At 41.3% G+C, this 24,989-nt stretch carries 22 protein-coding genes; 6 read left to right on the forward strand and 16 right to left on the reverse strand.

The genetic code is table 11. The features are described 5' to 3' along the window. Positions 1–9: 9 nt before the first annotated feature. Positions 10–1,299: a thiolase family protein gene (locus DAHG_RS03425; protein ID WP_022936923.1), complete on the reverse strand. Its 1,290-nt coding sequence runs from the start codon at positions 1,297–1,299 to the stop codon at positions 10–12. A 611-nt stretch (positions 1,300–1,910) separates the two neighbouring features. Here DAHG_RS03425 and DAHG_RS03435 point away from each other — a divergent pair. Next, a complete protein-coding gene (locus DAHG_RS03435) occupies positions 1,911–3,215 on the forward strand; it encodes an MFS transporter (RefSeq protein WP_022936925.1) in 1,305 nt (434 codons plus the stop codon). A 142-nt stretch (positions 3,216–3,357) separates the two neighbouring features. Next, positions 3,358–4,599 carry an MFS transporter gene (locus DAHG_RS03440; RefSeq protein ID WP_022936926.1) on the forward strand — a complete coding sequence of 414 codons (1,242 nt, stop codon included), beginning with the start codon at positions 3,358–3,360 and terminating at the stop codon, positions 4,597–4,599. A 279-nt stretch (positions 4,600–4,878) separates the two neighbouring features. Here DAHG_RS03440 and DAHG_RS03445 read toward each other — a convergent pair whose 3' ends face one another. The 13 genes from DAHG_RS03445 to DAHG_RS03505 form a co-directional block, all read right to left on the reverse strand. Beyond that, positions 4,879–5,871: a Fic family protein gene (locus tag DAHG_RS03445; protein ID WP_022936927.1), complete on the reverse strand. Its 993-nt coding sequence runs from the start codon at positions 5,869–5,871 to the stop codon at positions 4,879–4,881. 197 nt (positions 5,872–6,068) lie between these two features. Then, the gene (gene fusA / locus DAHG_RS03450) at positions 6,069–8,156 is read right to left on the reverse strand and encodes an elongation factor G (RefSeq protein ID WP_022936928.1); all 2,088 of its coding nucleotides are present in this window, start codon (positions 8,154–8,156) and stop codon (positions 6,069–6,071) included. A gap of 12 nt (positions 8,157–8,168) precedes the next feature. After that, positions 8,169–8,837, reverse strand: coding sequence for an ankyrin repeat domain-containing protein (locus DAHG_RS03455; protein ID WP_022936929.1), 669 nt, complete (start codon positions 8,835–8,837; stop codon positions 8,169–8,171). Between the two features lie 404 nt (positions 8,838–9,241). Next, positions 9,242–10,093, reverse strand: a complete 852-nt coding sequence (locus tag DAHG_RS03460) for an HAD family hydrolase (RefSeq protein WP_022936930.1) — start codon at positions 10,091–10,093, stop codon at positions 9,242–9,244. Beyond that, entirely contained in the window at positions 10,090–12,366 is a 2,277-nt protein-coding gene (locus DAHG_RS03465; RefSeq protein ID WP_022936931.1) for a peptidase U32 family protein, read from the reverse strand. The genes DAHG_RS03460 and DAHG_RS03465 overlap by 4 nt, the downstream gene beginning before the upstream one ends. Then, a complete protein-coding gene (locus tag DAHG_RS03470) occupies positions 12,363–12,806 on the reverse strand; it encodes a threonine/serine exporter family protein (RefSeq protein ID WP_022936932.1) in 444 nt (147 codons plus the stop codon). Before DAHG_RS03470 ends, DAHG_RS03465 begins: the two co-directional genes overlap by 4 nt. 1 nt (position 12,807) lies before the next feature. Next, the gene (locus DAHG_RS03475; RefSeq protein WP_026880791.1) at positions 12,808–13,560 is read right to left on the reverse strand and encodes a threonine/serine exporter family protein; all 753 of its coding nucleotides are present in this window, start codon (positions 13,558–13,560) and stop codon (positions 12,808–12,810) included. 72 nt (positions 13,561–13,632) lie between these two features. Then, positions 13,633–14,337, reverse strand: a complete 705-nt coding sequence (locus tag DAHG_RS03480) for a hypothetical protein (protein WP_022936934.1) — start codon at positions 14,335–14,337, stop codon at positions 13,633–13,635. Positions 14,338–14,378: 41 nt separating this feature from the next. Next, the gene (gene metK, locus DAHG_RS03485) at positions 14,379–15,560 is read right to left on the reverse strand and encodes a methionine adenosyltransferase (RefSeq protein WP_022936935.1); all 1,182 of its coding nucleotides are present in this window, start codon (positions 15,558–15,560) and stop codon (positions 14,379–14,381) included. 98 nt (positions 15,561–15,658) lie between these two features. Further along, the gene (locus DAHG_RS03490) at positions 15,659–16,858 is read right to left on the reverse strand and encodes an AI-2E family transporter (protein WP_022936936.1); all 1,200 of its coding nucleotides are present in this window, start codon (positions 16,856–16,858) and stop codon (positions 15,659–15,661) included. Next, on the reverse strand, positions 16,851–17,066 hold the full coding sequence (locus DAHG_RS03495; RefSeq protein ID WP_022936937.1) for a hypothetical protein: 216 nt from the start codon (positions 17,064–17,066) through the stop codon (positions 16,851–16,853). The genes DAHG_RS03490 and DAHG_RS03495 overlap by 8 nt, the downstream gene beginning before the upstream one ends. 56 nt (positions 17,067–17,122) lie before the next feature. Further along, a complete protein-coding gene (locus tag DAHG_RS18675) occupies positions 17,123–18,028 on the reverse strand; it encodes a 1-phosphofructokinase family hexose kinase (RefSeq protein WP_022936938.1) in 906 nt (301 codons plus the stop codon). Further along, positions 18,025–19,056: a SagB/ThcOx family dehydrogenase gene (locus DAHG_RS03505; protein WP_022936939.1), complete on the reverse strand. Its 1,032-nt coding sequence runs from the start codon at positions 19,054–19,056 to the stop codon at positions 18,025–18,027. The genes DAHG_RS18675 and DAHG_RS03505 overlap by 4 nt, the downstream gene beginning before the upstream one ends. Before the next feature lie 87 nt (positions 19,057–19,143). Between DAHG_RS03505 and DAHG_RS03510 the strand changes: the two genes are divergently transcribed. Next, complete coding sequence (locus DAHG_RS03510; protein ID WP_022936940.1) at positions 19,144–19,980, forward strand: Cof-type HAD-IIB family hydrolase; 837 nt, start codon at positions 19,144–19,146, stop codon at positions 19,978–19,980. Here the strand turns inward: DAHG_RS03510 and DAHG_RS18680 are convergent. After that, positions 19,977–20,402 (reverse strand): MarR family winged helix-turn-helix transcriptional regulator, encoded by a 426-nt coding sequence (locus DAHG_RS18680; RefSeq protein ID WP_022936941.1) that lies wholly within the window; start codon positions 20,400–20,402, stop codon positions 19,977–19,979. The genes DAHG_RS03510 and DAHG_RS18680 overlap by 4 nt on opposite strands. An 86-nt stretch (positions 20,403–20,488) precedes the next feature. Between DAHG_RS18680 and DAHG_RS03520 the strand changes: the two genes are divergently transcribed. Then, entirely contained in the window at positions 20,489–20,824 is a 336-nt protein-coding gene (locus DAHG_RS03520; RefSeq protein WP_022936942.1) for a cupin domain-containing protein, read from the forward strand. A 433-nt stretch (positions 20,825–21,257) separates the two neighbouring features. Continuing rightward, on the forward strand, positions 21,258–22,295 hold the full coding sequence (locus DAHG_RS03530; RefSeq protein WP_022936944.1) for a DUF4236 domain-containing protein: 1,038 nt from the start codon (positions 21,258–21,260) through the stop codon (positions 22,293–22,295). Positions 22,296–23,129: 834 nt separating this feature from the next. On the opposite strand, the gene DAHG_RS03535 is transcribed toward DAHG_RS03530, so the two are convergent. Beyond that, positions 23,130–23,600, reverse strand: coding sequence for a YbaK/EbsC family protein (locus DAHG_RS03535; protein WP_022936945.1), 471 nt, complete (start codon positions 23,598–23,600; stop codon positions 23,130–23,132). Between the two features lie 120 nt (positions 23,601–23,720). Between DAHG_RS03535 and DAHG_RS03540 the strand changes: the two genes are divergently transcribed. Then, on the forward strand, positions 23,721–24,905 hold the full coding sequence (locus DAHG_RS03540; RefSeq protein WP_022936946.1) for an ATP-grasp domain-containing protein: 1,185 nt from the start codon (positions 23,721–23,723) through the stop codon (positions 24,903–24,905). Positions 24,906–24,989 lie beyond the last annotated feature (84 nt).

Genomic DNA, 24,989 nt, shown 5'->3' on the forward strand with positions numbered 1-24,989 from the left:
CCGCCTTTCCTAATCCTTAGTTCTCAAGATGATATTGCAAAGATTTTGACCGCCGCCGAAACCTCTTAAGAATGTTGTTTTCGGCAGTTTTTTAATTGGGTTAACGGCTTCACCGCGCATCTGCTTCACGGCATCATACACATCGGCAAGACCGGAAGCCGCATGAGCATGACCAAAGGCTGTACGGCCGCCATTAGGATTAATCGGCTTATCGCCATCAATATTAGTTCGTCCATCCATTACATATTTCCATGCCTGGCCCTCAGGAATATAACCGGCAATCTCAGCTGAAATTAACTGTGATGAAATAATAAAATCATTCACATACATTAAATCAATTTCATCAGGCTTAACACCTGTCACATTATAAACTTGACGGGCTGCTTCCTGAGTACCATAGACTTCCAGGAATGGGTTACTAGCCTCTAATGCAGAATTACCTACCCCTAAAACTAAAATCGGCTTCTTTTTAGAGATTTTCTCCGCAAGATCCGTCGCACATACAACTACTGCCGCAGCACCATCACATTTATGCTCCAAACCTGAGATACGCATATAATTGCCTACCCGTGGATTATTTGATGATTCCATATAATCCAATACATTCTCATAACCAGCTTCTTTAGCTAAATCTTCATATAACTGATGATCGATCGCTAAAGGATTATTCATTGCATTATGCCGGGCATTTACCGCCAGCATACATAAGGCATCATCAAGCTGTTTAGGTGTTAAACCCGCCTTTTCCATATACCATGCTGCACTGTTGTCATGACCTAAATTAGATAATAAATGACGAGAATATGCATTATCAACTAACCATTGCGTAGAACGCTGAAATTCGTCAAATGAGAATTTATGGCGAATATGTGCTGGTTTTCCCTCGGTTGCCAAAGCATCGCCAAACTCTACACAGCCAGACAGCACAACGTCATATTTACCTGATGCGACAGCCTGTACTGCCTGATCCAGGGCAAGATATCCCGTACAGCATGCTTCAGAGTGATGAAGTGATGCTTTACCCCGCATACCGAACCATTCTGCCACCTGCATATTAGGCGTCAAATAATTTGAGCCATTCAGCGGACTAGCTTCGCCGTGAAAATAAAATTCTACATCCTTAGGTGAAATGCCGGCATCCTCCATCGCGGATAAAGCGGCATAGCCGAATAAATCACCTTCCGTATATCCTTCTGTTTCCGGATCGTTTAAAGTTTCCATAAAAGGTGTGCAGCCAACACCGATAATTGATACGCTGCGAGCAAATTTTTTAGGATTTGTCTGATTAAATGAATTCATGGTTTATATACCTCCTTACCAAAATTATAGACCTTTATAAATTGACAAACTATGTTCCACTATCTTAATACAGGCCGAAATAAGGCTTCATATTTTAGGCAAAAGACCAAAGGGCAATGATTCACCTGATTTTGAAAATCAGTCCGTCAGCACCCTATCCAACTGCAAATAAGCCCATAAAACACTAAAACTCTCACTTCTAAAACAAAAAATAGGTTTACTAAAGGATAAATATCGATTCATATCCTCTTTTCCTTATAATAATTTTATGTTTTATTGGTTTAAAGTCCAAAACAATATCTAGAGCTGCTTTTAACCTTATGGCAATTCCGATAATTGATAATTTAAGGCCATTAGCTTCCTTATTATGTATTAAAACTTTATTTAAGCCGGCCGCCATACTTAATTTAAAAATAAATTTGATGTTTTTGAAATATGATTGTATAAAAATCCAAATTTGTATTTTATTTAGCAAGTCTTTTGGTTTTTCAGTCCATTGTTGGACATTTGCGGATATTATATACTTTACTTGCGTCATAGGTAAGGGGTTACATTTTATAAATAATGGTGTCTAATTTTAGATAATGCTTTTAAAAAGGAGGATAAAGCGAATGTCTGAAACAACAGGTAAAAAGCCTAAAGCTGGTTCCAGTAATTTTGGTTCTAAAGGTTGGTTTATCATTTTAATCAGTATTGTATATTTTTATTTAAGTACAGCTGTTACTTCTGATGGTCTTAATGTTATTAATAATTATTTAGTAGGTAAATTTAGTGTCAGTATGTCATCATTAACGATATTTGCCACAGCAGGCGGCTGGCTGACTTTAGTGAGTATCCCGCTTTTCACAAAATTAGCAAATGCCAAAGGTGCAAAATCTGCAATTATATCCTCTTTGGTAATATTCATTTTCGCTACCTATTTCATTTATCATGCTGACAGTCTTATCGTTTACGGTATTGCCATGACTTTGGGATGCATGGCAGTTGTCGGCTTTTCCATGGTTGGTACAGGCTTGCTGGGTGCCAATTGGTTCCCTACTAAAAAAGGATTATACATGGGTTGGGCTACATTTGGTATTCCTATTTCAGCGGCATCTGTTTCAATTATGCAGCAGGCCATGATTAATACTATTGGTTTTGAAAATATCAGCTGGTTCTTCATTGGTATTGCGGTTCTGACAATCATCGTTACCTTCTTTTTCGTTAAAAATAATCCAGAAGAAGCTGGCGCATTCCCTGATAATGATCAATCGATGACCAAAGAGAAGGCTCATCAAATCTGGGAACGCGGTGAAGAACTTAAACGGACAAGTCCGTGGGATGCTTCAAAGGTTCTTCATTACTCAGAAACATGGAAGATAGCAATTGGCTGGGGTGTATTAATGATGGGTGCATCAGGAATTATTGCGCAATTTGTAACCGCCGCGGTTACATGGGGCCATGACATTCAATACCCTATCATGCTGCTTACGGTAATGTTCCCTGTCGGTTTATTCTTCTCCTGGTTTGCTGGCTATTTAGATGATAAATTCGGTGTAAAAAACGCAACCTTCTTTATCGCTGGTCTGTTATGTTTTGGGGCAGTCATTGCCGGTCTATTCGGCAGCAACGCGATTGCTCTGGCTGTCGGCGGCGGCTGTTTTATGGGAGCTATGTCAGGCGGCAATAACTTGACGATGTCTGTTACCGGCTCAAAATTCGGGCGCTATGACTTTAATAATGCCTGGGCAGTTATATCAGTAATCACACGTATTATTTCTTCTACAGGTATTATTCTTGTATCATTAATTGCTGATAAGTTTGGATATACAACTTCATATCTAGCTGTTGCTGTGACTGTTATCATCGCTTCATTTGTAATCAAGGCTACGGATGTTACATGTGTCGGCAGAAGTGTAGTCAATGAAGAAGAGTAATGAAATCGTTTTATGATTAATGCAAAGTGCTGAATTCAAAAATTCAGCCTTTCTTTATTCATATTTATTATGTATTTCATTTATCGATATTCAGCTTATATGGGTAATGAATACACGCTTATGATCAAGGAGGTTGTTGATTATGAATAAAAAATCTATTTGGACAAAGGACTTTATTTTAGTATGCTTAGCAGCTTTAGCGACGAATATATGCATGCGGATGCTTGACAGTAACCTTGCTTCTTATGCAAATATCGCTTGGAATTCTAAATCTTTAGGCGGTCAGCTGACATCTTTCTTTAATTTTGGTTCCATTCTTATGGCATTCTTCGGCGGCAGGATTGCCGATATCAAAGGCCGAAGGATTTCAATTATATATGGCTGTCTGCTGTTTGCAGTACCTACCATAGCAATGGCTTTAATCCCGCTGCCAGGCGTTGCTTTAGGTGTGCGTGTATTGCAGGGTGTGGCAAAAGGTATCGTTACGGTTGCCATGGCTTCTGTCGTTTCAGATATTGTGGCCCGTGATCAAATGAATGAAGGCATGGGAATGTTTAATCTCGGTAATACCATATCATTCGCCTTTGGGCCTATGCTTGGGCTGGCACTTGTTGATATGGGCGGCTATTCCACAATGTTTCTTGTCTGCTCAATTACCTATGCCCTCGGCGTTGTATTCGCTTGGTTTATGAATTATGAAAAAAAGCAGAAATCACCAGTAATTGAAGCTGATAAAGTGAATACAATGGCGGATAAGACACCGGCAGAGTATAAAGGTATATGGAAGCTGATTGAGAAAAAAGCAATTATTGCTTCCCTTATTAACACGATATTCTTTGGCGGTTATGCATGTATTCTTGTTTTCTTAACCGTTTATGCACAAGAGGTTTTACTATTAAATTCCACACAGATTTCATTTTTTTATACAGTTGCGGCCGTGGCAATGCTGGCAGTTCGTTTATTAACCTCCAAAGTTGCTGATCGATATGGCGCCTTAATCATGATTATTCCAGGGCATTTAGCAATGATCGCTGCCTTGCTCTTATTAGCTTTTACTGCTAAGACCTCTTATATTGCTTTCTTAGCTGCCGGCGCTTGCTACGGCATAGGGATGGCAATCGTCTCGCCTACTTTAAATGCTATAGCAATCGTGGATTCTCCTGCTGAACGCGGTGCTACCGCCAATGCAACTTTTTATTTTATGATGGATTTCGGTATACTTTTTGCCTCAGCTGGTTTTGGCGCGTTAATGGATATCGCGCCATCCATCGAGTCAGGCTATAACCAAACATTTTTAATTTCGGTGGGAATCATTATTTTTTCAGCTGTTTTCTCACTCATTTCGCTGAATAAAAAAGCACGTGAAAAACGAAGTGCTGTCTGATAAGTGCCATTCATAATTAGCAGCGCCTGAATATTCTATTAATCAAACATTAATTGGATGCTCAAATGACGGGGCATCCTTTATTATGGCAATGATTAGTTTCCTGCGGTATATTTCTTAGATGAATTTGTTGATACGATTATCGATTATAAGTAATACATAGTAAAGAGGATGCGAACATTTCACTCAATGTCACATCCTCTTTTAATGGTATAATTGATACATATACTGAACCCTATCTTGATCGCTGACTTGGTCGCTGTCTTGATCGGTGAGCGATCAAGTTCTTTTGCGATATTTTTGGTTTCGGCTATTTGGTTTATCAGGTATTGTCATTTCTATTAGCTGTAAATTCAGAGCAGGCAAAAGGTAATTCTTTCTAAATGTCGGTTTATGTGACAAGTTTAATCTTCGCATTATTTCTATCAAAGGAAGTGACTCATTTCCCATCACATTAAGCAATTTTTGAACTGATTCGTTAATTGCGCCACTATTATTTTCATCTTCACCCACAACTACTATTTCTTTTACAGTATCTAATATAATTTCTAACATCAATTCAACAAATACAGCACTGTCTGCATCTCTGTCAGCTTTACCCAACGCGTCATAATATTCCGCTTGTCTTAATCTAATTAAGTCCTCTATTGGCAGCCAATAAAAGATTTCTTTCCACTGACCAAGCAGAAGGCTATGCCACATTCTTCCCATTCGTCCATTGCCATCTGCAAATGGATGAATAAATTCAAATTCATAATGGAAGACCGCACTGCGAATCAAAGGCTGAAGCTGTGAAGTTGAATACCAATTAAGTAAGTCATTTATTTGATCGGGTACAAATTTAGCCGGAGGTGCCATATGAATTAATTGCTCGCCATCAAATACACCGACACCGCCATGTCGAAAAACGCCATTTTCTTTTATTAATCCTTTCATCATTGTCTCATGTGCTTTTAATAAATCCTTAATAGATAATGGATTTAATGAGAGCATCATTTCATAAGCTTCAAATGCATTTGTTACTTCTCTTATTTCGTTTGGATCACCAAGCACCCGCTTACCATCAAGAATCGCTGTCATCTGTTTCAAAGACAATGAATTGTGTTCAATTGCTAATGAAGAGTGAATGGTTCTGATACGATTCTCTTTTCTTAAGTGAGGATTCAAAGTTCCGTGAGAAAGCACGTTGATACGCCCAATCTGTTCACTGATTTCTGAAACCAAATTCATCATTTTTTCTGTAATATGGAAGGGTGGGTCATAATTACTCATAAAATCAGCTCCTTTATTGAAACATATATTTAAGCTCGGCGATTATATATTATCTGATGCTTTCATCTTAACTCGCATATCGTTATTATATCACAAAAGCACTCAGATAAACGTGATATGAAATAGATAGTCAGGCTTTCAACGCTTATTGGCAATTAAAACCGTGGCTCATATGAAACCACGGTTTTCTAATTATTCTATTCTTCCTCTTCTTCCTTCTTCGTATTGGCAATTACCTTTTCCGCGATATTTGCCGGTACTGGTTCATAGCGCTCAAACTTCTGAGTATAAACACCACGGCCCTGAGTCATAGAACGAAGATCAGTCGGATATTTCATCATTTCAGCTAAAGGTACTTCAGCCGTAATCTTTTGATGATCATTTTCCATATCCATACCCATAATCGTACCACGGCGTTTATTGAAATCACCGATAATCGTACCTGTATATTCATCAGGCACCACAACTGTAGCCGTTACGATTGGTTCAAGCAGAATTGCATTTGCTTTTGGCATTGCATCCTTATAAGCTAAATGAGCCGCCAATTTAAAGGCCATTTCACTTGAATCGACATCATGATATTTACCATCCAGCAGTGTAGCTTTCAGATTAACAACCTTAAAGCCTGCCAAATAACCTTTATTCATGCATTCACGCAAACCGGTTTCAACCGCTGGGAAATACTGACGAGGTACGGCACCGCCGAATACCTTTTCTTCGAATACCATTTCTTCAGTATCCGGATTTGGTGAAAACTCCACAAATACATGGCCAAATTGTCCATGACCGCCGGATTGTTTCTTATGACGGCCTTCACCAACTACGGTCTTCTTAATGGTTTCACGATATGGAACCTTAGGCACAGTCAGATTAACCTCAACCTTGTATTTAGCGCGCATCTTAGAAACCAGCACATCGATATGCTGATCACCAACACCATAGAATACATTTTCCTTTGTTTCTTTATTATTTACTAAACGGCATGTCTGATCTTCCTCAACCATTCTAGCCAGCGCGTTGCTCAGCTTGTCATCATCATTCTTTGACTTTGGCCATACCGCAACACCCAGCATCGGTTCAGTAAATTTAATTGGATCAACGGCATAATGACAGCCCTTATCACACAGTGTATCATTGGTCTGCGTATAACCAAGCTTTGTCACCGCACCAATATCTCCGGTAAACAGCTTGCCGACCGCTGTCTGATGCTTACCCTTTATAATATAAATCTGCGCGATTTTTTCCATCTTATCCTTCTTAGGATTATAGACATTGGAATCAGCGCTCAATGTACCGCTCTTAACCTTGATAAAACTAATGCGGCCAACAAATGGGTCAACAATCGTCTTAAATACAAGACCCGTGAATTTTTCATTTTCTGTTGTCTGCAATTCAACTGGTTCTTCTTTTTCAATATCCGTTACAGTCACAGTACCATTTTCACCATAAGTTGGGAAATATTTAACGATCAGATCCATCAGACGTTCGATACCGGTCATATTGATCGCGGAACCAGAGAATACCGGGCGAATCTCACCGCTGCGAACACCAATGCGCACACCGCGGGTTAATTCAGCTTCACTGAATTCTTCACCGGAGAAGTATTTTTCCATTAATTCATCATCACCCATAGCAATCGCTTCAGCAATCTGATTCTTATATTCCGCAACCTCATCCTTCATATCATCAGGTACGTCACACGCCTTATCACGGTTTGCTTTTTCACCTTTAAAATACCATGCTTTATCACGCAGAATATTGATTGAACCAACAACCTCACCATTTTCAACGATAGGTACTTCAAATGGAATTACTGTCTTGCCGAAAGCTTCACGCAATCCTTCATACGTTTTCTTAAATGAAGCATGTTCTTCATCTAATTTATTGATAAAGAAAATGGTCGGCAGCTTTCTGGACTGGGCGGCTTCCCACGCTGTCTGCGTACCGCTTTGCACGCCTTCTTTAGCGCCCACGACGATTAACGCATTGTCGCCGGCTGCCAAGCCGCTTTCCGCTTCACCGATGAAATCCAGATAACCCGGTGTATCGATGAAATTGATTTTGGTATCCCGCCATTCAATTGGCACGATTGTTGAATAAACCGTAATACCGCGTTTGATTTCTTCTGGATCATAGTCGATCAGAGAGCTTCCCTCGCTGGTCTTACCAAAACGGTCACTGGCCTTTGTGAAATAAAGCATCGCTTCAAGAACTCCTGTTTTACCGGCACCGCTGTGCCCAAGGACAGTAACATTTCTTACCTCATGTGCTAAATAATCTCGCATCTGCAGATCCTCCTATTTCAAAATTGGCTTAAGCTCAGCCAGACAATGTTCACGTACATAATGAACTGCTTTATTACCTTCTTTATCCACAGCCTCTTTATCAGCGCCATGATCCAGCAGATAGCTAACCAGATCAACATAACCGCCGTAAGCGGCTCTCATCAATGCTGTACAGCCAAGATGATCCGCAGTATTTACATCAGCGCCGGCTTCCACCAGCTGTTTAATAACATCAAATTTAAATGCCAGACAAGCTTCCATTAAAGGTGTTCTGCCCTCAGCATCCTGAACGTTTACTTCTACGCCATTCTTTAATAATTCTTCAATCACACGATCCATGCCCTGGAAAGCGGCACGATGCAGTGCGCTGCGGCCTTTATTGTCCTGCGCGTTGATGTCAGCACCAGCTTCAATCAATTTCTTTACAATTGTCTTATTGCCTTTTTTCGCAGCACCCATAATTGCTGTCTTACCATTATTATCTCTGATATTCACATCAGCTCCATTGTCAATCAAAACCCGCACAATATCCTTATAATCGCGCTTCGCACTGCGCATTAATGCTGTTCTTCCCTCACCATTTTGATAATTTACATTAACACCTTTTTTAATTTCTGCACAGATAGCTGTAAAATCTCCATTTGCTGCACTGTTCCAGAACACCTCATTGAATTGATCCATGATTATTTCCTCCTTTATGAATCATTTCCTGCCTGAAGCAAGATTGTCCGAATTTAACCTGTTTAGCAGTCTAAACAGTTCAAGAAAAGAGATTCTGTGTAAAAAAAACGAACGCATTCGCACACGTCCGTCTTAAAACCACACAAAAGCATTCTCACTGCGAGCTCCAGCATGAACCTTCACAAAAACAACAACTCTTCCGCTTCGATTCATGACCATCACTCCCTCTCTTCTTTGGTACTTTTATTGTATCGCAAATCAGAATTATTGCAAGCGTTTTCAGGCACTTTGATGAATGAAAATATTCGCTGAATTTTCATAAAATTAGATACCCTTGATTTCATCGCTTTTTTTGGAATTTACACATTTAACTTCAACTGAAAATATCATTTTATTCCATCAATTTAATCCTTGCACAGCTGACGGATCGCTTTCACCACACCTAAATCAGTATTATCTGCCGTAAGATAATTAGCTGCTTCAATGGCTGCTTGGGCACCGTTGGCTACCGCAAAGGAATATTTAAAACGCGTCAGCATTGAAAGATCATTGGCTGAATCACCGATAACCATAACTTCATCGCTGCATAATCCCTGCTTTTCAATGGCTTTCATCAGCATGATGCCTTTTTGCGCATCGGCATGCGTCACCTCAATGTTAATCGGTTTGGAAATTGCGATAGCAATATCTTCTACCTGCATTAACGCTTCCTGAAGCTGATGGATTTTTTCACGATCTCCATCATGGACTTCCATTTTCAAAATATCCGGTTCATGAGCCAGCAATTCATCAATCGTTGAATAAACCTTTAAGCCCACATAAAAATCCCGATAGGTTTCTTTGCTTGTATCCGGTGTGCAGAAACCATCAAGCCAAGCGGTTTCCATAAAAGCATCCAGATTTTCTTCCTCATTAAATAAGGATGCGATGCCATCCGCAGTATATACATTCCATACTACATGAAAGCGGGCAAAGATTTCACCCACCGCTTTAATCTGTGACGCGCTTAAGCGTATGTTATCCTTAATCACACCGCCATGATCCCGATATTGAGCGCCATTCAGCAAGATCAGCTCAGGATCAATGCCGGTATTTTCAAAGATTGGTGTAACACCAGGATAATCACGGCCGGTTGCCACCATAAAGTCGACGCCCCTCGCCATCTGTTTTTTTATTTCATCTATAGTTTCCTGATTCATCAGATGATTTTCCTGAAGCAGCGTACCGTCCAGATCACTGACAATGAGCTTGATCATTGCAAATCCCTCCTTATTTCATTTAAAATACGTTTCACTTCATCAGCCTTTTCAAACGTGAAATTAACTAATAAAGTATTGATTCCTGCCTGCTGACACTCCTTAAGCTGCGGCCGCCAATCTCTTTTTTCACTATGATATAGATGCATGATACAATCCTCATCACCACGCAGCGGATAATGCTGACCCTTTTGATCCTGCAGATAATAGCGATCGTTCCCCTTACATAAGCGGCAGCTTTGCTTTTGACCATCTGAGAGTGCCATATTTACCGGGCATGCTTCCATCAGCATATTTTCATAGGCGCCATAAATCAACGCGGCAAAGTTACCGCCTTCATGATATCGGCGATAAGCTTCAATCAATGCGGCGCATTGCGCAAGGGAGCATTCCAAAGAGAGCTGCACTGTCCTGACACCTGACGCAAAGAGGAAAGCCGCGCTTTGCGCATTGAAACAGTTTAAGCCGCTGCCAGCCATGATGCTTTCATGATTTAAGCCACCGACCTCCTGAATTATGCCGGGGATGTCATAATGGTGCTTCATAATCCGCGGATAACTGAATATTAAATCAGGATAGGTGACTTTCAAGCGGTTATAGAGTTCACGTTCAGATACCGTTACCTTTTCAATCCCACACGCATAGGCACTGTTTACCTGCTCCTCATTCATACAAGAAACAATGAGTGATAGTGGTTCTGCTTCATTTTGTATACGCGGCATCGGCTGTGGGTTAGGTATCCGCAAACAGATGGCTTGACGTTTTTGGGCATGCGATGACAAAGCCTGCCGACGCATTTCATTCAGCGCCGATATAGGGAAGGTCATCCCTTTCTCCAGCTCAACGCTTATATCGATAAAGCTAAAAGGTGTATTGCCGGTTTTCATCAGCTGAGTGCGGATGCGTTCTTCATCGAGCGGTGTTTTAACCGCCCTTTCTACCAATTGATCGCTGAGAATTTCTGTCTTATATTGATCATCCCACACTTGTAAAATTACCGGTTCATGCTCACGCAAAATGATTTTACCATGCAGCTTTACCTTACGGCGGCCGTCTTGATTTTGTTTTCCAAGTTCATTAAGCTGGCGCACATCACTGGTTTTCAGTACCGGTGCCTTGATTCTCTCACCGCCCATGCGTTTCAATTCGACAACATCTCCCGCATCGGCATGATTTACAAGCAGCCTGTCTTTATACAGATAGTTTACAACATAGCCAACATCCTCATTTTCACATAGAATGCGGATGCCATCCCCCTGATTCAATTCATGATGCAGCTTAACACTGATTTTATCTTTATTTACCGCCACGATCTGACCAATTTCTATACCGACATGATTGGGTCTGATCGTACTCATTAATTCATTGCCGAGCTTATGCTTAAGATGACCTAAGGTAAAGCCGCGGTTAAACAGCTTCTGCATCGCTTCAAGCTTAGCGTCATCGACATGAACGACTTTTTTCGCATAATAGGCATCAATTGCCTCACGATACATGGCTGTTACTAAGCCCACATATTCAGGCCGTTTCATCCTGCCCTCGATTTTAAAGGAATCAATACCGGCTTCGATCAGCTCATCAACAATACTCAACGTGTTGAGATCTTTAGGGGAAAGCAGATACTTTCCTTGGGTTTCCACCACTGACTGACTACCATTTGTCTCACGCATCAGTTTATACGGCAGACGGCATGACTGGGCACATTCACCGCGGTTGCCGCTGCGATGACCGATGGAACTGCTCATCAGGCACTGACCGCTGTAACTCACACAATAAGCACCGTAAACGAAAACCTCCAGATCAATACCTTCATCCGATAATTCTTTAATTAGCTCAAGAGGTGTTTCACGAGCCAGAACACCGCGTTTAATTCCCCATTTTTTCAGCATTTTTAAGCCGTCACGGTTATGAATATGCATCTGCGTTGACGCATGCAGTTCAAAGTCAGGATAACGGTGTCTGACACAATTCATCAAACCGAGATCCTGAATAATCAGTGCGTCCGCGCCAGCTTCATACAAAGTGCCGATATAGTCAAGACAAGCGTCCAGCTCTTCATCGCGAATCAATGTATTGACCGTCACATATACCTTTACGCCATACAGATGTGCATAGCTTATTGCCTCTTGCATCTGTTCATGATTAAAATTAACCGCGGAAGCACGCGCGCCAAAATGAGCGCCGCCCAAATAAACCGCGTCCGCACCATTCTGCACAGCCGCGATCAGGGCTTCCATGCTGCCGGCGGGTGCCAACAATTCTACTTTCTTCACAGCCATGTCTCCTTTCGCACTTTCGCTTTAAATACAAGCCGCATTAATGATGCTACCAGCGTGCAGCCAATCGCAATCGATCCCGCGTCAATGATCGTCTGCGCACAGGTTACAAGTGCCTGATAAACATCACCCTTAACCATTTCAATCATCGTATTATACATGCCGCCGCCGGGAACAAGCGGAATCAAGGCACAGACCAGAAAAGTTGTCACCGGACTCTTCATCCGCCGCGCCGCCAATTCTGACGCCAGACTCAAACAGATGGAGCCGATCATCAGTGAAATTGTTTCCGAAATATTAAATGTTAAAGCCAGCGCATAAGTAAAGCCGCCGATACCGCCGCAAAGGGCTGCCACTAACAGATGTCTGCCCTTGACATTAAAAATTACGCCAAAGCCCAAGGAGGCCAAAAAGGCGGAAAAACCTGACATCAGCATCTTAAAAACCTCCCAGCAGCATGAAGATCGTACCGCTGCCGATGGCAATCGCTACCGCCACAAGAAAGGCTTCCACTGTTCTTGAAAGACCCGAAAGCAGATCCCCTGAAACGGTATCACGAATTGCGTTGGTAATTGCAAGTCCAGGCACCAAAAGCATAATCGATGAGATAATCACAATATCCAGATGATCCGCCAGTCCTAAGTAAGTCAGTATCATGGCTGATAATGCCGCCACCGCGCCGCCTAACGCATTCACAAAAAAGCTGTTTAGCTTAATCTGTTCAGCTAGATTTACCGACAGCTTAATCAGCAGACCAATTACAAAAGCGGCGATTGCATCGTGAATTGAGCCATGGAAAAAGAATGCAAAGCCAAAGGTGCAGATGCCTGAAAAGCATAAAGTTACCAAAAAAGGATAACGCTTTTCATTGCGGATACCGCGCAGCCGCATTGTCAATTCTTCAACACTCAGCGCATTCGCACGAATATTGCGTGATAAATCATTGATTTGATGAATCTTATGCAGATCAACACTGCGTGAATGAATTCTTTTAATATTATGCACCAGCTGATCATGATAAGAGAAAGATACAATAAGTATCGTAGGGGTTGCAAACGCATCAACAACACTGGCGCCATACTGTTCACAGATTCTGCTCATCGTTTCTTCAACCCGGTATGTCTCAGCGCCGTTTTCTAATAAGATAACACCGGCAAAGGTTGCCGTTTTTGCTAATTCATTTAAATCCATAAATTCACCTCTGCCATTTCCGTCTTCATTATACATGAAAGCTTTCTATTTTTGAACTTAAAGCCGCAGAAATCAATCATCACACTTATCGTAAAGCAGGTTCAGCGATCTTTGAATTTCCGGCTGCAGTCGCGGATTACCCGTACTGGATAAGACTTCTAAGAAACGGCATGCAGTAGGGATTGGATAAGCGCTTAAGGCTGTCACCGCTTTCCAATGAATCACTTCATTTTCACACACATCAAACAGTCTGAGTATTTGATGCAGCTGCTGTTCAGTTGCCAAAGCAGGATGATAGAACACCATAAAGCCTATCGCATCCAACGCTTCACTCAGCTTCTTTTCATCACTGAATATCGCTTGAGTAAACAACACGGGCAAAATTCTGCCATCCATTTTCGCCATGATTCTGGCAATCAAGTCTCTAGGCAGCGGATATGATTTTTTCTTTGATGTCAAACCGATGCATTGATGCTGGTTATGTCCGATCATACCTAACCATTCACTCAGCCTGCGCGCGCATTCTTCACCACCTGCTGCCAATACTTCTGAACACGCCAGCCGTGTATAAAGCTTTTTCTCTTTGCTCAGCAATTCAATATAGAGTGAAGCAAAGCGATCCGGCTGTTTCAGCGCATAGACTGCCGCCGTGCGCTCCCATGCCAGCTTTGAATTTAAGTCCTTAATCAGTTCTGCTTCTGTTTTCAGCTTAGCCGCTTGAATCATTTCTTCATCGGCATATCCGCGCTGTATCAGTTCGACCTTACTACTTTTCATGTTTTCTCCCAACTAAAAGGACAGCCAGCGCTGTCCAATTTTTAAGCTTCGTTTAAAGCTGCCAGCAAGGCATCAACCTTGTCGCACTGCTCCCACTTCACATTCAGATCAATGCGTCCCATATGACCATAAGCCGCCAATTGACGATAAATCGGTTTTCTTAAATCAAGGGTTTCAATGATTGCGCTGGGACGCAGATCAAAGACTTGATCCACAATCTCAGCCAGACGCTCATCAGATACCTTGCCAGTACCAAATGTATCAACCATGATTGAAACCGGATGCGCGATACCAATCGCGTAAGCTAATTCAATTTCACATTTCTTAGCCAGCTTAGCCGCTACGATATTTTTAGCGACATAACGGGCCGCATAAGCCGCTGAACGGTCAACCTTTGTCGCATCCTTGCCTGAGAATGCACCGCCGCCGTGACGAGCCATACCGCCATATGTATCAACGATGATCTTACGGCCGGTTAAGCCGCTGTCACCCTGCGGACCGCCGATAACAAAACGGCCGGTAGGGTTCACAAAAATCTTCGTATTTTCATCCATTAATGCAGATGGAATAATTTCTTTAATTACATGCTCAATCAGATCCTTACGAATCGTATCCAATGTCACATCATCGGCATGCTGAGTTGAAATTACGATTGTATCAACACGCACAGCCTGATCATCTTCATATTCCACGGTAACCTGTGTCTTGCCATCCGGACGCAGATAGCTTAAAGTGCCGTCCTTGCGTACCTTTGTCAATTGCTTAGCCAGCTTATGGGCCAATGAGATCGGCATCGGCATCAATTCCTCGGTTTCATCACAGGCATAACCAAACATCATTCCCTGATCACCGGCACCGGTTTCCGCTGCTTCACTGCCTTCACGGCTTTCAAGGGCATTATCAACACCCATTGCGATATCGCCGCTCTGCTCATCAATCGCTGTCAGCACTGAACACGTTGTACCGTCAAAGCCGTATTTTGCACGGTCATAGCCAATATCCAAAATCACTTCACGGGCAATTTTAGGAATGTCTACATAACATTTTGTGGAAATTTCTCCCATAACCATAACCATCCCTGTCGTACAGCAAGTTTCGCACGCAACACGGGCATTTGGATCTTGAGCAACAATCGCATCAAGCACCGCGTCAGAGATTTGGTCGCATATTTTATCAGGATGTCCTTCAGTAACAGATTCTGAAGTAAATAACATTTTACTCATTGATATCATTCTCCTTTATTAAGTCATTTTTTCGTACATTTAATTTTACCATGGCTGTTCATACAAAACAAGCTAAGTCCTCTATTTTCAAGCATTTCTCAGGCATTTTCTGCTGAGTGATGAATTTCCTCATCAACAGTAATTGCCATTGATTCAAGCTGGTTATTGACATACTCCACAAACAGATTATAAATCAGCGCGGTTGTCGGTACCGCTGTCAGCATACCAAACACACCAAACAAGCCGCCAAAAACAAAAATGGATAACAGCGTCCAAAGTCCCGGCAATCCCACTGAACTGCCGACAACCCGCGGATAAATTAAATTATTTTCAATTTCCTGAAGCACCTGATAGAAAATGATAAATACCAGAGCCTGAAGCGGATTGATCGTAAAAATAAGGATAGCGCCGATAATCATGCCAAACATCGCGCCAAAGACCGGCACCAAAGAGGCAATCGCAATAATTGAACTGATTAATTCCGCAAACGGCATTTTAAACAGCGTCATGCCGATGTAATACAAAATACCTAAAATACAAGCTTCCATCAGCTGACCGCCGATAAAACCAGAAAAGATTTCATTTGCCTTGCGGCCGATAACGACACAGCGCTTCGCACCCTTTTCTTTAAAAATTACAACCAGTACCTTTTTTATCTGACGGATCAGCGTTTCTTTGCTTGCTAAAAGATACAGAGAGAACATAAATCCCGCAAACCAAGTTGCAAAGGTATTGCCGAATGCCACCGTTGTCGATACGATGCCGGAAGCTGAACTGCTCAGCCATTTTTGGGCAATGCTGATGGCATTATTCACAATTTCATTCCATGGCATATTCAGGAACGTTTCTACCTGTTTCAAATCAATCAGATTCAGATCAACATTAAAATATGCAAGAATATCATTCATATTATTCACTAAACCGCGTACCAGTACCGTTACATTATTAACCAAAGTACCCACAGAAGCAAAGATGCGCGGAATCACAATCATAAAAATCAGCGTCAGCAATACAGCTGCCAGAAGCAAGGTCAGCACCATTGAAATACCGCGGACATGCTTTATAAGACAGCCCTTCGGATTCATATGTGATCTCAGAAATTTTTCAATATGCTTCATCGGCTGATTCAGCACATAGGCTATCGCTATTCCATAAAGCAACGGATTAAAGAGTGATATCACCCACAGCAGATGCTCACTGACCGTCTTAAAATTAAGCAGTGCCGTAAGCAGCACTAAGATATATGTAGACAGCACGATCCACGGCTTTAATTTTTCCCATAAAGGATGTTTAAACATTCAAGTTCCTCTTTTCCTTAAACTGCTGTACCATCAGGGCCGTGTGTTCCTTAGCCAGCCGCTGATAATCAGCATGTTGAGCCAGTTCAGCATATAGATAATCCACACGCGTTGTCTGCTTATCACTCGTCTCATAAGCCGCTTCAATCGCCATGCGGATCAAGTCCATCTGTTCAGTTAATGCCTGAATTTTCTTTTCATCATTCATCTTCGTTCCTCCAAAGTCAGTCCTATGATTGTACTGCTTTTTCAGACAGAAAACAACTATAAGAATTGTTCATAGCTGGCTTTGATCGCCGCATAATCGGCCAAGCCTAAAACTTTAGCGCTCGCCTCATAGGCTGCCACACCGATTTTCAGCGCTGATTTGTAATTGCCGGTATCCAGATAAGCAGCTAAAAAGCCAGCCAGCAGCGCATCCTCACAGCCATTCAAACTGACAACCTCTTCAATTGCCGGCAGACAATTCAATGCCTGATCCTGCTCATCGATCAATACGGCGCCTAATTTTCCTCTTGATACCAACACATTCAAGGCACCCATCGCTTTCAGCTTACGGGCATACTCAATCAGTTCATTTAATGTATAAATTCTGGTTTGGAAAAATTCCTCCAGCTGATTTTCACTTACCTTGACAAGAAATGGCTGATAATCAAGTACCTTCGATAATTGAGCATTGCCTGTATCCACACAGCAGCGCACATGATTCGCCGATACAACACCAAGAATTGTCTGATAGAAATTCTCAGGCAATGACGGCGGTACATCACCGCTTAGAATCAGCGTATCACTTTCTTTTAAAAGGATAAACTGATCAAATAATTCTTTAATTTCATCCGATGATATCATCGGCCCCTGAGCTGAAATCAAGGTGTTTTTAATGCCGCTCAGCGTTATATTTACCCGGCTCAAGCCTTCTTTTAAATGTATAAATTCTTCCTCAAGACCTAATTTTTTCACATGTGAAATCAATTCTTCACCAGTAAAGCCAGCCACAAATCCCTTAAGGATTGCCGGACTGTGCAGCTCTTTAAAAATCTGACAGAGATTGACACCCGCGTCATCGCACATCATGACTTCACCGCTGCTTTGATTTAATTCATAAAGGCGCAGGCCTTCACATCGCATTGTATAATTCAATGCTGGGTTGAGTGTACATACGGAAATCATGAAACCCTCCCAACCGGCGCTGTATATACGATAAATTCTTCTTCACCGTCAAGCTCACAGAATGCGTCACATTCCTTCTGCAGATAAGCGCCGACACCGCAAGTGCCAAGATCAATTGAAGTGCATGCCAGGTAAAGATTCTCACCGACATGCCCGATATCCTGAAGAATTATGCGGTGAGCATCGATGCTGTAACGCCACTCAGCCCGATAACAGACACAGCTCCACATAAAGGTAACGGCACTCTTGCCGGCAAATGCCTGATCACAAAGCAAAGTTCTAGTCTTAGCGCGCAGATCATTTTCTTCTCTGATACACTCTAAGGCATGCTCCATCGGCAGATAATGGTAAACACCACAAGGCAGACCTTCCACATTCATCACTGACAGATAGGTTTCAAACTCATGACGGGCACCGCCGCACGGCACCGTTCTTTTTGTCGCATAACCATTGCCGATTACTTCCTTTACGCCCTGTGTGCACCAAAGCAGATAGCTAAGCTCTAAAAGGCTGATTGGCGCGTTGGCAAATACTCGATGACTCTTCCGTTCATTGATAATGGATAGGAAATCCTGCTTAATTGGAAGCTCTGAAAACGCCTTGCTTAACGGTATCAGCGGTTTAACAGCAGCTTTGCATAAAGGCGGCTGCGGCAGCTTCATCATTTGATCACTGGCAAATTCATGAACCATGTTTGCTTTCATAAATTGTCTGCCCTTTTCAATCAGTTTAGGCATATCCGCTTCCGGCACATAAGCCTCAATATCGCTTTCCACATAAAAACCATCCGCCTCAGCTTTTAAAATCAGCGACGGCTGCTCCTGATGATCCAGCAGCATCAGATAGGCTGCACTCATTGATGCATCCAAGGGCAGCGCTTCACCCTTTAATAATCGGCCGCGCAGCTCATGCCATGCTTGTTCATCGTTTACCGGCTGCTTACAGCTTACTGTTTTTGTTGTATCAGCGGGTTTTTCACCTTGAAATTTCAGGAAATATGTCCATGCTTTTAGATTCTTTTCATTCATTGTCAGACCCTCTTTTCCACTATTATATCAGACTTTTATCAGATTTCGTGATATAATGGTTTCGATTTTTTAAAAAGGGAGGTAAGCATGAAGAAAATCATATTTCTGGATATCGATGGAACACTGATTGACCATGATGTACTGCATGGCATACCGGAATCCACAAAAGAAGCGATTGCGATGGCACGGGAGAACGGTCATAAATGCATCATCTGCACCGGCCGCGTTAAATCCTCAGTCAGTCATGATGTTCATGATCTTGGCTTTGATGGTGCCATCTATGCTGCCGGCTGTCATGTTGAGGTGAATGATCAAAAATTATTTTATACACAGCTTAAGCCGGAAATTGTCAGACTGGTATTAGATACATTGAATCAATTAGGTATTGGCTACTCCATGGAGGGAGAACATAAGACTTTTCAGGATGAGCTTGCTCACCAGCGTTTTCTGACTATGTTTAAAGAACGCGAGGGAATGAATTCGGAGATGGCGCGCTTCGCGATCAGCACGATGAACTTCTCTTCGATTAGTGAATTAAATCCCGATCTTGATCCGATCAATAAATGCACGTTCTTTGCCCCAGATATGGCTGCGATTGAGAAAATGGAAAAGGTTTTATCACCTTATTTTAAGATTTTAGTCCATGGTGAAAAACGAATGGGTTTAATCAATGGTGAAATGATCAAACTGGGGATCTCAAAAGCCAGCGGTATGGATGTCATTTTAGAACATTATGGGCTTGATTTGGCTGATACATTTGCCTATGGTGACTCATTAAATGATGAAGAAATGATTCTGCATGCCAAGGTAGGCATTGCGATGGGCAATGGCCGTGAAAGCATCAAGCAGATTGCCGATGATGTCTGCGAACGTGTGGATCAGGATGCCATTTATAAGAGCTTTAAAAAATACGGACTGATCTAAAGATGATATTCTTCGATCCGTCCGCATAATTGTTCAAGGATAAGATTAATTTGCTGAATTTCTGATTCAGTAAATGCTGAGAAAATATAACGGTGAAAGCCCATTAATTCCTGCTGGCATGAATCTGCCAGTTTTTTTCCGCTTTCAGTAATAAAAATACATTTACAGCGGCTGTCTTTGGCGTAAGCCCGGCGTTCTACCAGACCCATTTTCTCCATCCGTTTTAATGAGGTGCCAATGGTTGATTTACTGAGGGCTAACGTTTCAGCCAGCTCCTGCTGAGTCAAACCAGACTGTGAGAGCAAAACAAAGAGAATCGCATCCTGACCGGCATATAATCCATTTTTCTTCAGCAGATGCCGCATTTTAGCACGATATGCCTGAAGCAGTTCTTTAAATTGATCATTGAATAAATTTTCCATTGTCCTACTCCCTTCTGTCTTTTATTTTAGCACTTTACCAGTTGCTTTCACAGATTTTTATTTTATAATAGCTGTGAGGTGATCAAATGAACCAGCGTAAAATAGAAATTTATGAAAAAAGAGCCGGCGGTATCGGAACTATTCAGATTGAACGGCTGATGAATGATAAGCAATTGGATGGCAAAGCCAAGATGTATGCCCAGGTGACGATTGATCCGCACAGCAGTATCGGCGTTCATGAACATATTGATGATACGGAAAGCTATTATATCTTATCAGGCAGCGGCATTTATACGGATAATGATTTGACCTATCCGGTTAAGCCGGGTGATTTGGTGTTCTGTGATGCCAATAACCGGCATGGTTTAGAAAATCCAACCGATGAACCGCTGATCTTCATGGCTTTGATTTTAAATAAATAATTTATAAGAAAAATGAGGTGAACCCTCTTGATTACTTGTTAATGTATGGCAGCAACTACGAATTTGGTACAGATGATGCAAAGAAGATTGAAGTTGAATTCAATGTTAATGTTAATACCTTATTGGAAGCTAAGCAAAAGATGAACAGTACGGAATATAACCTTTTATTACAAGATTATATTTATAGTGTTTGTATCTGTATAGCAAGGGATATGTTTGCCCTCTTGCCAATACGCACGCAATACTATCATTCACACTGTTTTGAATGGAAAAACCGTTCTATCATTGATTTCGACAGACAGAACTTCTCAAACGTTAAATTCGGTTACATAAATTCGTCTGATTCATTAGTACAGTTTAGGCATAATATGAATTTTAACGAGACTTGCGGCTTTTCACCTGTTGGTAATCTTGAATAAAAGGAGAGAAAGAGATGGGATTTAGATATAGAAAGAGCCTCAATTTAGGTGGCGGATTTAGAATAAACCTGAGCAAATCAGGTGTTGGTTATAGTTGGGGTGTTAAAGGCTATCGTGTTACTAAAACTGCTAATGGGCGAACACGAACAAGTGTATCCATCCCCGGCACGGGAATTTCTTACGTTAACGAAAGCGGAAAAAATAATAGCATAAGTTCTGAACGTGGTAATACGCCAGCGTATCAGCAACCTATTTCATATATCGACAACAATCAATATGATACACAAAATATTGCAAATAACGTAGCAACTGCGATGGTATCCGAAGGTTTAGAAGATATGCTCGCTTCTGCGAGTAAAGCTATAAAACTTAATAAGTTATCCACTATTGGTTTGTGGATAACTGTTATATGGGGACTTGGCTTTCCTGTAATGCTTCTTTTGGCTATTGCATTTTTAGCGTTGAAAATTTTTGTCAAAACAAAAGGCACTATTGATTTGGATTATTCTATTGATGACGATCAAAAGTCTGTGATTGATGAACGAATGCAACCGATGCTAAAAATAACTGAGTGTGCCAAAGTCTGGAGGATTATGCAGACAAGCAAAGTAGTTGATAAGAAGTATGCTTCCGGAGCAAGTAATACTGTCAATAGAATAGCCTGCAAAGCAACAAACAAAGCACCTTTCCCGTTTAAGGCGAATCTGCAAGTTGCTTCATTCAAAGCAGGAAAAGAAACTTTATTATTCTTGCCAGATAAGCTCTTTATTATGCAAGGAAGCAAAATTGGAGCGTTGAATTATTCGGATATTAATTCTAACTCCCATACAACACGTTTTATTGAAAGCGAGTGCGTCCCAGGAGATACTCAGGTAGTTGGTCAAACTTGGAAATATGTTAATAAATCAGGTAATCCAGATAGACGCTTTAAAAACAATAGACAGTTACCGATCTGTTTATATGGTGAACTTGAACTCTGTTCTACTTCAGGATTGAATACAGTTATTATGTTCTCGAATCCAAAGATTAATGACAATTTTAATAATCGGTAGATTCCTCATTGCATAGCGTAGCAATTTGGTGCGTAGATTTTAGGTGTGCCCTAATAATTTTTTACCGTTTGGTTATCCAAATGGTCTGCTTGCTAAGATTATACAACGAATTAAATACAAGAAAAAATGCAGGCTGTGGAGAGTGTTAACTCTTCCGTAGCCTGTATTCCTTAGGTGGGCTGGATGATAGATAACCAGATTATCCTTACCAAAAAGCAGCTGACCAAAAATATGGTGATTTTACAGCCGTTGAACAATTAAACTTGAATGATAAGCAAGATCATATCTATGAGTATGCTGTGGTTCGTTAGAAATTGCTTTAGCGATTCATGAATTTAAGAACCAAGATTTATAGGAAATGAAAGACCGCCAGCGAACTCACTGACGGTGCTTTTAATTCCTTGTTTTATCAATTTTTACTTTTAAGTAATTTTATAATATACAAAAGCAAGATAAAATTGATGATTGGTAAAATAGATGGGATAATCGTTTTAAACAATGTAATAACAGTGATATATAACTCTGTCATGTTATTAAATCACCTTCCTTTTGAATAACACAGAAAACTCTATGAATTGCATTCGTACCATATAGCTAACGTGCTCCTTGATAACTATCATTATATCATACTTTGTTTTTAAATTTTCTGAAGTGAAAGTTAAATTCCACTTTAGGAGGGGACAAGTTGAAATTAATCTAGCATGAACTTCTAATTAAACTTGCTCTTTTACTCTGTCATATTTAAATCATCAGTTGCCAAAATCAGGTGTACCATATATGACAACAGTTTTAAGTGTGCAATAAAAGAGTTTAATATTGTTCCCTTGATTATGCCTAATATCTAGGTTTGCACACTGTAACCCAGCGATCAGCCGCCGCATAGGTGAATAATTCTTCAGGCGTCAGCTTAATGCAGGAATGTGAGCTGCCGCAGGCTGGATAAACAAAGTCATAGGCAAGCAGCGATGTGTCACAGCATACCAACACGCCTTCAGCTACCGCAAATGGGCAGACGCCGCCAATTGCATGACCGCTCAGCGCCTCGACCTCTTCTCCTTTCAGCATACTTGCTTTAACTCCAAATTCCTGTTTAAAGAGGCTGTTGTCAATTTTCATATCACCGGCGCAGACCACAAGAAGACAGCTGTCCTGAACCTTAAACGATAAGGTTTTAGCAATCCTGGCAGGCTGAGTTCCCAACGCCTCAGCCGCTAACTCAACCGTGGCCGTTGACGCGTCCAGCTCAATAATATCCTGATCCTTATTAAATTTTTTCAAATAAGCTCTGACATTTTCTACTGACATAATAATACCTTCTTTCTGTTGTTTCACATTATAATGAAAATTATTCATAAATACAAGAAACTTTTTCACACCACGAATAAAATTATGGTAAAATAATCTTAATCATAAAGGGGGATGCTTATGAACTACATTGCTATTTCACCGATGTTTCCAAAAAGCTATTGGAATTTCTGTGACCGGTTGAAGCAAAACGGAGTCACTGTTTTGGGTATCGGTGATGTTGCCTACGATCAGCTGATGGATGAATTAAAGCAAAGTCTGACTGAGTATTATTATGTTAAGGACATGAAAAATTACGATGATATGATGCGGGCAGTGGCTTATTTCATTCATAAATACGGGCGGATTGACTGGCTGGAATCAAACAATGAATACTGGCTGGAACAAGATGCCATGCTGCGGACGGATTTTAATATTACCAGTGGTTTTCAAAAACGTCAGCTGGCAGGCTTTAAACTGAAATCAGGAATGAAGAAATGCTATCAAAAAGCAGGAATACCATGTGCTAGAGGTCAGCTCGTCAGCGATTACCAGCATGATCTTCCTTTTGTCCGCAAGATTGGTTATCCTTTAATCGTCAAACCGGATAATGGTGTCGGTGCCAGTGCTACATATAAAATCACCAATGATGAAGAACTGAAGTCTTTCTATCTTCAAAAGCCAGAGGTCAGTTATTTCATGGAGGAATTTATTGACGGTACGATTTATTCTTATGATGCTATTATCGACAGTCACCAGCGGCCGATTTTTGAAACAGCGCATTGTTTTCCAACACCGATCATGGATATTGTCAACGATCATGAGAATATGTCATATTATACAATGAAGGAAGTTCCTGTTGAGCTGCTTGACCTTGGCCGCCGATCCGTGAAGGCCTTTCAGGTGAGAAGCCGATTTGTGCATTTTGAGTTCTTTAAATTAAACAAGGATCATGAGGGTATCGGAAAAGCCGGCGATTGGGCGGCTCTGGAAGTCAATATGCGGCCAGCCGGCGGATATACACCGGATATGATCGACTTCGCCAATCTCTGTGATGCCTATCAGATTTATGCGGATATGATTGTCTATGATGAAAACCGTCGAGGTGAAAGCGCGCATAAATTTTATTGTGTCTATGCAAGCCGCTTTGATGAAAAAAAATACAAGCATACGCTTGCGGAGATCAAGAGCCGGTATCTGGCGCAGATTGTAATGGAAGAGCGGATGCCGGATATCCTCGCTTCAGCTATGGGTAATCAAATGGTGACCGCCCGCTTTAAAACAATGGCACAGGTACAGGAATTTATTAAATATGTTCAGGAATAAGGAGATTCAGCAATATGAAAACAGCTTATTATAAAGAATACAGCCGGCATTTAAACCGTGAGATGGAGTTTAAGGTGTACGGAC

Origin of the sequence: Dielma fastidiosa, assembly GCF_000313565.1 — a bacterium.
Classification (GTDB): Bacteria; Bacillota_I; Bacilli_A; order Erysipelotrichales; family Erysipelotrichaceae; genus Dielma; species Dielma fastidiosa.

Excerpts from the sequence above, each read along its gene's own strand:
- DAHG_RS03425 (WP_022936923.1), bottom strand. The coding sequence starts at position 1,299 with ATGAATTCATTTAATCAGACAAATCCTAAAAAATTTGCTCGCAGCGTA.
- DAHG_RS03435 (WP_022936925.1), top strand. The coding sequence starts at position 1,911 with ATGTCTGAAACAACAGGTAAAAAGCCTAAAGCTGGTTCCAGTAATTTT.
- DAHG_RS03440 (WP_022936926.1), top strand. The coding sequence starts at position 3,358 with ATGAATAAAAAATCTATTTGGACAAAGGACTTTATTTTAGTATGCTTA.
- DAHG_RS03445 (WP_022936927.1), bottom strand. The coding sequence starts at position 5,871 with ATGAGTAATTATGACCCACCCTTCCATATTACAGAAAAAATGATGAAT.
- fusA (WP_022936928.1), bottom strand. The coding sequence starts at position 8,156 with ATGCGAGATTATTTAGCACATGAGGTAAGAAATGTTACTGTCCTTGGG.
- DAHG_RS03455 (WP_022936929.1), bottom strand. The coding sequence starts at position 8,837 with ATGGATCAATTCAATGAGGTGTTCTGGAACAGTGCAGCAAATGGAGAT.
- DAHG_RS03460 (WP_022936930.1), bottom strand. The coding sequence starts at position 10,093 with ATGATCAAGCTCATTGTCAGTGATCTGGACGGTACGCTGCTTCAGGAA.
- DAHG_RS03470 (WP_022936932.1), bottom strand. The coding sequence starts at position 12,806 with ATGCTGATGTCAGGTTTTTCCGCCTTTTTGGCCTCCTTGGGCTTTGGC.
- DAHG_RS03475 (WP_026880791.1), bottom strand. The coding sequence starts at position 13,560 with ATGGATTTAAATGAATTAGCAAAAACGGCAACCTTTGCCGGTGTTATC.
- DAHG_RS03480 (WP_022936934.1), bottom strand. The coding sequence starts at position 14,337 with ATGAAAAGTAGTAAGGTCGAACTGATACAGCGCGGATATGCCGATGAA.
- metK (WP_022936935.1), bottom strand. The coding sequence starts at position 15,560 with ATGAGTAAAATGTTATTTACTTCAGAATCTGTTACTGAAGGACATCCT.
- DAHG_RS03490 (WP_022936936.1), bottom strand. The coding sequence starts at position 16,858 with ATGTTTAAACATCCTTTATGGGAAAAATTAAAGCCGTGGATCGTGCTG.
- DAHG_RS03495 (WP_022936937.1), bottom strand. The coding sequence starts at position 17,066 with ATGAATGATGAAAAGAAAATTCAGGCATTAACTGAACAGATGGACTTG.
- DAHG_RS18675 (WP_022936938.1), bottom strand. The coding sequence starts at position 18,028 with ATGATTTCCGTATGTACACTCAACCCAGCATTGAATTATACAATGCGA.
- DAHG_RS03505 (WP_022936939.1), bottom strand. The coding sequence starts at position 19,056 with ATGAATGAAAAGAATCTAAAAGCATGGACATATTTCCTGAAATTTCAA.
- DAHG_RS03510 (WP_022936940.1), top strand. The coding sequence starts at position 19,144 with ATGAAGAAAATCATATTTCTGGATATCGATGGAACACTGATTGACCAT.
- DAHG_RS18680 (WP_022936941.1), bottom strand. The coding sequence starts at position 20,402 with ATGGAAAATTTATTCAATGATCAATTTAAAGAACTGCTTCAGGCATAT.
- DAHG_RS03520 (WP_022936942.1), top strand. The coding sequence starts at position 20,489 with ATGAACCAGCGTAAAATAGAAATTTATGAAAAAAGAGCCGGCGGTATC.
- DAHG_RS03530 (WP_022936944.1), top strand. The coding sequence starts at position 21,258 with ATGGGATTTAGATATAGAAAGAGCCTCAATTTAGGTGGCGGATTTAGA.
- DAHG_RS03535 (WP_022936945.1), bottom strand. The coding sequence starts at position 23,600 with ATGTCAGTAGAAAATGTCAGAGCTTATTTGAAAAAATTTAATAAGGAT.
- DAHG_RS03540 (WP_022936946.1), top strand. The coding sequence starts at position 23,721 with ATGAACTACATTGCTATTTCACCGATGTTTCCAAAAAGCTATTGGAAT.